The organism is Bradyrhizobium sp. P2_E8 (assembly GCF_056403875.1).
The window spans coordinates 1-4,309 of the sequence record NZ_JBFUES010000679.1; the positions used below are offsets into that span (position 1 = coordinate 1).

6 protein-coding genes are annotated in these 4,309 nt (G+C 59.7%); 4 read left to right on the forward strand and 2 right to left on the reverse strand.

Features of this window, described 5'->3' with window-relative positions:
* Positions 1-110 precede the first annotated feature (110 nt).
* Positions 111-848 carry a hypothetical protein gene (locus tag AC1D00_RS29360; RefSeq protein WP_477013070.1) on the forward strand — a complete coding sequence of 246 codons (738 nt, stop codon included), beginning with the start codon at positions 111-113 and terminating at the stop codon, positions 846-848.
* Here the strand turns inward: AC1D00_RS29360 and AC1D00_RS29365 are convergent.
* Positions 829-1,152 carry a hypothetical protein gene (locus tag AC1D00_RS29365; RefSeq protein ID WP_477013071.1) on the reverse strand — a complete coding sequence of 108 codons (324 nt, stop codon included), beginning with the start codon at positions 1,150-1,152 and terminating at the stop codon, positions 829-831. The two genes, AC1D00_RS29360 and AC1D00_RS29365, sit on opposite strands and share 20 nt — an antisense overlap.
* 208 nt (positions 1,153-1,360) lie before the next feature.
* On the opposite strand from AC1D00_RS29365, the gene AC1D00_RS29370 reads away from it, so the two are divergent.
* Positions 1,361-2,029: a phasin family protein gene (locus AC1D00_RS29370; RefSeq protein ID WP_404555877.1), complete on the forward strand. Its 669-nt coding sequence runs from the start codon at positions 1,361-1,363 to the stop codon at positions 2,027-2,029.
* A 396-nt stretch (positions 2,030-2,425) separates the two neighbouring features.
* Positions 2,426-2,941 (forward strand): ParB N-terminal domain-containing protein, encoded by a 516-nt coding sequence (locus tag AC1D00_RS29375; protein WP_477013072.1) that lies wholly within the window; start codon positions 2,426-2,428, stop codon positions 2,939-2,941.
* Between the two features lie 125 nt (positions 2,942-3,066).
* Here AC1D00_RS29375 and AC1D00_RS29380 read toward each other — a convergent pair whose 3' ends face one another.
* Positions 3,067-3,333 (reverse strand): DUF2312 domain-containing protein, encoded by a 267-nt coding sequence (locus AC1D00_RS29380; RefSeq protein WP_477013073.1) that lies wholly within the window; start codon positions 3,331-3,333, stop codon positions 3,067-3,069.
* Between the two features lie 231 nt (positions 3,334-3,564).
* On the opposite strand from AC1D00_RS29380, the gene AC1D00_RS29385 reads away from it, so the two are divergent.
* Positions 3,565-3,747: a hypothetical protein gene (locus tag AC1D00_RS29385; protein WP_404555875.1), complete on the forward strand. Its 183-nt coding sequence runs from the start codon at positions 3,565-3,567 to the stop codon at positions 3,745-3,747.
* The last annotated feature ends 562 nt before the right edge of the window (positions 3,748-4,309 follow it).

The following is a 4,309-nucleotide window of genomic DNA, read 5'->3' on the forward strand; positions in this document are numbered from 1 at the left end:
GGCTACGAGGGCGAGATGTGCTCAGAGTGCGGCAACTTCACGCTGGTGCGGAATGGGACCTGCATGAAGTGCGATACTTGCGGCAGCACGACGGGGTGTAGTTAAGTCCATTGGCTGCACCAACCGACCCGACCGAATTGCTGAGGCCGCTCCTGTTCGAGCGGCCTCTTGCATTGTGCGACGAGAGCAAGGCTGAACAGTTTGTCACGGGAGGAACACTGTGGCTCCCGCCTAACGCCCGCGAAGACGCTCGGAACGCACTGGACCGCCTGAAGGCTTCTCGCGACGTCCCGACAAATGCCAAGATTCACTGCCGCGTCTTGTTTAGCGGCGAAGCGCGTCGCCGCTCGCCTTTCGCGCATTTCGCGCCAGAAGATGTTCACGGTTTCGTAGAAGAATGCGCGAGATTGATGCAGAACCTTGGGGGGCTCTGGTTCTCAGCCTGGATTGATCAAACGCGCTACCCTCGACAGCTACAGCTCGTCGACGGACCGCCGTTTGACGTCAGCGAAAAACACCTAGCGGGCCTCGCCTGCTTTGCAGCAATCGCGAACTTGCAACACCACCAAGGGGCCACATACGAACTGGCATTTGACACCGACCGCACCAAGATCGATTGGGGTCTTGCACGCCTACAAGCCACACACTTCGCCCGCGTACATTCAAATGCAATTGCCTTACCGTCGGATCAGACCTGCCTCCTGGATATGGCCGACATCTGCGCATATGCAAGCGCGCAGGCTCTTCTCGCCAGCAACAATAGACACAACAAGAAGTCGGTTCGCTTTGTAGAGCTAGTCAAAGCCATGAATATCCACACGGCCGAGTTCAGTTACCAGCGAGCGTAGCCCGCTTCGGCCGCGGTGTCAGGGCTTTGAGCTGATGCGAAGACAGGACGGTGGCCGTGACCTGCGGTTGCTCCTGGACACGCGCCCCTCCCAGCACGCCGACTTGAACCGGCGAGATCGGCAGCCCGTTGACTTGATAGGTTGGCAGCTCGGCAGCGAAGCCGGCGGTTGCACCGGCCAGTGAGATCGCGGCGGCGGCCGCGATGATGAATGACTTCGTTGTCATGGCAATTCTCCTTGATGACATGTTCGAAGCCGCAGGTATGCATCCATGTTGCGCCGTCAATGAGATGACGATCATCATATAAAAACATCATCGTGATCGGCCTTGAGCGAACGATTCATTTCGCCGCCACGTGCGGGCGTGGAGTCGCCTGCTCAAGTTCCCGACCAAAGCGGAATAATCTTCTCGGCTATTAGCTCGTAGAATGGGTGGTCGAGCATGGTTTCGCGCGCAGGACGGTCAAGACCCGGCCGGATGGCCTTGCCGATGCCCGGCAAAATCTCACCACATGGCCGCCACGCAAGCGACAACCCCCAATCGCGATTTCAGCGCAAACACGACGGAGGCTTGCGGTTTCAGCGATATTCAGGAGCCATTTGCAATGTTGAGTGCGATCGAAAATAAGCCAACGGGAAAATCCGGCCGGCGCGGCGGGAAGAAGAAGGCCGGGCAACGAACCGCGGCCGGCGAGCAACACGCAACTGCGGCCCATCAATTGCCGGATGCCTCGGCGGAAATCAGCCAAGAGAACAAGCAAGAGACCCAGCAAGAGATAGGGCAAGAGACGAGCCGAGAGATCAGTGCGCAGGTACCCTCGGCTGCAGCCTTGCCGGGCGGGGCTTCCGGGATGGAGATCGCTGCAAGCGCGCCCGTCGCACCGGTGGAACCCTCCCAGGCCAGCGCGCAGGCGATTGCCGATGCCTATAGCGACTACACGAGGACGTCGCTTGAGCACGCCTGGACCTTCCTGGGAAAGCTCGCGGCGGCGCGCTCACCTGTCGAGGCCTTTGAGCTTCAGATGGAGTACGCGAAACAGGTGTGCGACTCGCTGATCGCCGAATCCCAGAAGATTGCCGAGTTGCATGAACAATTGACCAGACAAAGGGTCATGCATTTTGAGGGGTTCGTGGCCAGGCTCACCCAGACGACGCTCGAAATCCGCGCGACACGTCACTAACGACAGCTGCGTGTTCCGACGCCGCGGGGCCGGAAGACGCATGAGCCAGCGAGCGTAGCCCCGATGAGCGCTGCGATATCCGAGGCTGCCCGCTCGACCATTTCCCGGATATCGCGAAGCCTGTCATCGGGAATTACGGTGACAGTGCACTTAACTGGAATTACGGTGACAGTGCACTAAATTCACTCGCTCCGTCCCGCCGATCTGCGGCTTCGGCTCGCGCTTGGTGGGCGGCGTCAATTAAGTGTACTGTCGCCGGAATCGTAGATTGGTTCCGGCTTCGATGCTCATCAATGCTCTACCGCCGAAATARCCTTTGCGGTCGAGCTCTTCCCTCCTAAACTCCCAACCCGCCGGCATGGGTTCCGACGGGCCCGGTAGAAGCGGAGTCAAGTTATGCCCAAACCGGAGAGCTTCCCGATCGAGAAGATCTTCGTTCCCACGAAGCAGAAGAAAGCTATCAAGCCCGAGATCGTCGGGGAGATCGCGGAAAGTATTCTGGACATCGGACAACAGGCCCCCATTTCCGTTCGGCTCGACGGAGACCGCCTCGTTCTGGTCGAGGGACTGCATCGGCTCGAAGCCTGCAAGGCGCTCGGCGAGACGACCATTCTCGGTGTCCTGGTTTCGGCCGAGCTTGTGCTACACAAGCCGCAGCTCGCCGAACGACCCGAGGTCGAAGCAGAACGCCTCAAGATGGCGCGATTGAAGCAGTTGCGCCTGGAGAAGGAAGCCGCGGAGGCATCGACGCCTGCCTTGAAGGGCGCTGGCGCAACGCAAGCGCCGCGCACCCGTCCGACGAAAGGCGTCCGCGACAATCCAAAGGCATCACCCGGCCGGACTGCGAAATCAACACCGAAAACATTGTCGGACTGGATCACGCAGCAAAAGGGCAGCGGCGGCCGCTATTGATGGCCGGGATTAACAGCGAGATTGAACCAAACGCCCCATCATAAATCGATCGGTTCGTCGTCGTCGTCCTGCGGGAGCGATAGCCGCAAGCCGCGGCTATCGCTCCTTGCATGACCGCGTTCGTCTTACGCCGCCTTCGCCTGCTCCGGCGATGCCGTCTCCATCGCGCGCATGTAGAGGTCGAGCAGGCTTTCGCGCTCGTCGCGGTCGTTCTTGTCTTCCTTGCGCAGCTTGATGATCTCCTTGAGGATCTTCACGTCGAAGCCTTCGCCCTTGGCTTCCGCGAAGACTTCCTTCTTCTGTTCGCTCAACTCCWRCATTTCGCTGTCGAGGTTCTCGATCCGCTCGACGAAGGAACGGATTTTGCCGCCGGGAATGGTGATGTCGGACATGGTGCCTCTTTGCTGACTAAGGTTGCGAAAATGACCGCAAAGAAATAACCAATGTGTTAACCTCGCCCAACCCTGTGGATATGCCGAGGGAGGCCGCTTCATGCCCGAGCTTCGCTTCGCTCTGCCCATCCTACGCGTCGTGGCTCAGACCGTCGCTTCCGACTCCGACGCCGACGTCTTCCCGCTCTCCTCGTTCGCGCGAGCGGCCCGGCTGCCGGCCATGAAGACGTCGTGCACGAGACCGAGCTTCCCCAATCCCAAAATGATCAGGCCGTTGATGTCGATCTCGTACCAGGCGTGCGACAGATAGGGGTCGCGCGGGAAGCGGTGGTGGTTGTTGTGCAGACCCTCGCCGAAGGTGAGGAACGTGATTACGGTGACAGTGCACTTAACCGGCCTACCAATTTAGATTGAATGCACTGTCACCGCCACCAAGCCCGGCTCAACCGGTTACTCGGTGGCAGCTACGCCAAGACCGGCTAGTAGCAAGGGGGGTAAGGTTCGTAGCCGCAGCGGCGATAGCCTCCGTAGGCTCCGTAAGCTCCGTAAGCAGCAGCACCGACCGCAGCAGCTCCGACGCCCACGGCAACTCCACGGCGCACGGCTGCACCACGATAGACGCCACCGCGATAGACACCGCCGTGATGAACACCAACGCGACCAACCCCAACGCCACCGCCTCTTCGATACGCGAAGGCGTCAGTCGAAACAGTCACGATGCAGGCGATGCCAATGATGGCGGATGCGGTGAGTGAAACGATGGTTCGGCGCGACATGACCACTCTCCTTCCTGGACTGGAACGGTTCGTCAGCGTAATTCCCCAATAAGCGGGTCTGTTGATTTAGAACAATGCGGGCCCTGCGACCTCGCTGCCGAGTCCATGACGGGACAGTGAAGCTGTCACGCTTACCTACATGGGCATTAGCGGGAGCCACACCGATTTCGGCTATGTACCTGACGTGCGCGACGCAAGGC

What these genes read in the sequence shown, in the direction of transcription:
- AC1D00_RS29370 (WP_404555877.1), top strand. Translation starts at nt 1,361, where the DNA reads ATGGCCGCCACGCAAGCGACAACCCCCAATCGCGATTTCAGCGCAAAC.
- AC1D00_RS29375 (WP_477013072.1), top strand. Translation starts at nt 2,426, where the DNA reads ATGCCCAAACCGGAGAGCTTCCCGATCGAGAAGATCTTCGTTCCCACG.
- AC1D00_RS29365 (WP_477013071.1), bottom strand. Translation starts at nt 1,152, where the DNA reads ATGATGATCGTCATCTCATTGACGGCGCAACATGGATGCATACCTGCG.